A 3,228-nucleotide genomic window follows, 5' to 3' on the forward strand; every position below is an offset into this window, starting at 1 on the left:
GCCCACGACTGTCGCAGAACTGCGACAGGTCGGCTCCGCCATCGCTCCCGCCCGGGCTGACAGAAAACGCCTCCCGCGACATCGTCTGCGCAAGTCGTGAGCACACGACGAATTGCGCAAACAGCAAACATCGGGAGTGATCAATGAACAAGGTGGAATTCCTCAGCGTCACCAAAGTTCCCTTCGCCGCACGCTATGACAATTTCATCGGCGGCAAATTCGTCGCGCCGATCTCCGGCAAGTATTTCGACAACGCCTCGCCGGTGAACGGCCAGATCGTCTGCAAGATCGCACGCTCCGACCATCAGGACGTCGAGGCCGCGCTCGACGCGGCGCATGCCGCCAAGGGCGCCTGGGCACGCACCAGCGTTGCCGAGCGCGCCGCGGTCCTGAACCGCATCGCCGACCGCATGGAAGAAAATCTCGAGCGCCTTGCGATCGCCGAGACCTGGGACAACGGCAAGCCGATCCGCGAGACCCGCGCCGCCGACCTGCCGCTGGCGATCGATCACTTCCGATACTTCGCCGGCGTCGTCCGCGCCCAGGAAGGCTCGATCGGCGAGATCGATCACGACACCATCGCCTATCATTTCCACGAGCCGCTTGGCGTCGTCGGCCAGATCATCCCGTGGAACTTCCCGCTGCTGATGGCCTGCTGGAAGCTCGCCCCGGCGCTCGCCGCCGGCAATTGCGTGGTGCTCAAGCCGGCCGAGCAGACGCCGGCCTCGATCATGGTCTGGGCCGAGATCGTCGCCGACCTGTTGCCGCCCGGTGTCCTCAACATCGTCAACGGCTTTGGCCTGGAAGCCGGCAAGCCGCTCGCCTCGAGCCCGCGGATTGCAAAAATCGCCTTCACCGGCGAGACCTCGACGGGCCGGCTGATCATGCAATATGCCAGCCAGAACCTGATTCCCGTGACGCTGGAGCTCGGCGGCAAGTCGCCGAACATCTTCTTCAACGACGTCACCGCGGAAGACGACGACTTCTTCGACAAGGCGATCGAGGGCTTCGTCATGTTCGCGCTGAATCAGGGCGAGGTCTGCACCTGTCCGAGCCGGGCGCTGGTCCACGAGGAGATCTATGACCGCTTCATGGAGCGGGCGCTCAAGCGCGTGGCCGCGATCAAGCAGGGCGATCCGCGCGACGCCGACACCATGATCGGCGCGCAGGCCTCCAGCGAGCAGCTGGCGAAGATCCTCTCCTATATCGACATCGGCAAGGAGGAGGGCGCCAAGCTCCTCGCCGGCGGCGGACGTGCCGAGCTCGCAGGTGATCTCGCCGGCGGCTTCTACGTTCAGCCGACCGTGTTCGAGGGCCACAACAGGATGCGAATCTTCCAGGAGGAGATCTTTGGCCCCGTCGTTTCCGTCACGACCTTCAAGACCGACGACGAGGCGCTCGCGATCGCCAATGACACGCTCTATGGCCTCGGGGCCGGCGTCTGGAGCCGCGATGCCAACCGCTGCTACCGCTTCGGCCGGGCGATCCAGGCGGGCCGGGTTTGGACCAACTGCTACCATGCCTATCCCGCGCATGCGGCGTTCGGCGGCTACAAGCAGTCGGGGGTCGGGCGCGAGACCCACAAGATGATGCTCGATCACTACCAGCAGACCAAGAACCTCCTGGTCAGCTACAGCCCAAAGAAGCTCGGCTTCTTCTGATCGGGCAGGAGCGGGCGGCGCTGTTCCGCGCCGCTCGTTCCGGGCTGTTGTCCGTCGGGCCCGCCGTCATCCGTCTGTCAGAGAATTGAGACAAGACGGGAGCGCCGACTTTATTCATTCAGGTCGGCGCGTGTGGCATTCGAAGCGATGCCAGGCAAGGACGGAGGCTCGGCCATGAAGAACAGTCGTTCAGGACGGAAGACGCGTGTTGGAGCGATGCTGTTCGGCGCGGCGGCCTTGGCATTCCTGCCGCCATCGATGGCCGTCGCGCAAACCGGCCCGGCACCGGCCGGCGCCAAGCACTTCCTGACCGTTGACGGAAAGCCGCCGCTGATCCTCGGACATCGCGGACTGCCGGGGCTGGTGCCTGAAGAGACTGAGGCATCCTACGAACTTGCCGCGGCGCTCGGAACCGATGCGCTCGAAGAGGATTTGCATCTGACCAAGGACTGCGTCCTGGTGGTGCGCCATAACCCTTGGCTGGCTGACAACACCAACATTGCTGAGGTGGCGAAGACCAATGCGGCTGTGGCCGCGCGCAAGCGCACGGTGCCCGGTGTGCGCGTCAAGGCGCCGTCTGCCACCGGCGTGCCTGCTGACTATCTCACCGATCTCATTGATCCGGCCGATCCCAAATCGGTGCTGAAATCGCTGATCGTCGACGGCGAAGACCATACCAATGATTGGTCCATCACCGATTTCACCATGGCCGAGCTGAAGAGCTGGATTGGCGGCACCACCTATGACGCGGCCAATGAAAGGCCAAAGGTCTTCAACGGCAAGCTGCCGATCATCAGCTTCCAGGATGTCATCGACATCGCCAAGGCCAAGAGCAAGGAGACGGGGCGTTCGATCCTCGTCTACCCGGAAACCAAGAACCCGACCTGGAACAATGCCCAGGCGATCGCCAACGGCTGCGGCGCGCCCGGCAGCCGCCCGCTCGAGGATGCCCTGATCAAGATCATCAAGGACAACGGCCTCAACACCAAGGACGCGCCCATCCTCGTTCAGAGCTTCGAGCCGGGCAGCCTGAAATATATGCGCAGCCGTGGCCTGGAGACGCGGCAGGTCCAGCTCGTCGATGGCAACGGCATCGACTTCAAGACCGGCAAGGTTCTCCTCAACAACATCACCAATTCTCGTCCGTTCGACTGGACGGTTGCGGGCGATGCGCGGCTGTACGATTCGATGCTGACCCCGGAGGGCCTCGCGCAGATCAAGACCTACGCCGACGGCATCGGTCCGTGGAAGCCCTATATCGTTCCGCTCAAGATTGCGCCGTGGAAGGACAGCAACGCCGACGGCACGCCCTACAAGGGATCGACGCCGGAGGCTTCGACGCAGGAGCCGACCAGCCTCATTGCCGATGCGCACAAGCTCGGCCTGTTCGTGCATGTCTTCACGTTCCGCAACGAGAAGAAATATCTCGCCGCCGACTATCGCGGCGATCCAGGCCTGGAATATCTCAAATTCTTCCGACTTGGCGTCGATGGGGTCTTCACCGACTTCACGCATACGGGGGTAGGTGCCCGCACGGCCTATCTGCGGGAGCTGGGCTGGTAAGCCC

The 3,228-nt window shown here is 63.4% G+C and carries 2 protein-coding genes; both read left to right on the forward strand.

Annotation, left to right across the window (positions count from 1 at the left end; genetic code table 11):
- Window positions 1-143 precede the first annotated feature (143 nt).
- On the forward strand, window positions 144-1,661 hold the full coding sequence (gene adh / locus ACXJL8_RS37400) for an aldehyde dehydrogenase (protein ID WP_456622460.1): 1,518 nt from the start codon (window positions 144-146) through the stop codon (window positions 1,659-1,661).
- 174 nt (window positions 1,662-1,835) lie between these two features.
- Window positions 1,836-3,224, forward strand: coding sequence for a glycerophosphodiester phosphodiesterase family protein (locus ACXJL8_RS37405; protein WP_456622459.1), 1,389 nt, complete (start codon window positions 1,836-1,838; stop codon window positions 3,222-3,224).
- Window positions 3,225-3,228 lie beyond the last annotated feature (4 nt).

This window comes from Bradyrhizobium sp. P5_C11_2 (assembly GCF_054049755.1).

Excerpts from the sequence above, each read along its gene's own strand:
- adh (WP_456622460.1), top strand. The coding sequence starts at position 144 with ATGAACAAGGTGGAATTCCTCAGCGTCACCAAAGTTCCCTTCGCCGCA.
- ACXJL8_RS37405 (WP_456622459.1), top strand. The coding sequence starts at position 1,836 with ATGAAGAACAGTCGTTCAGGACGGAAGACGCGTGTTGGAGCGATGCTG.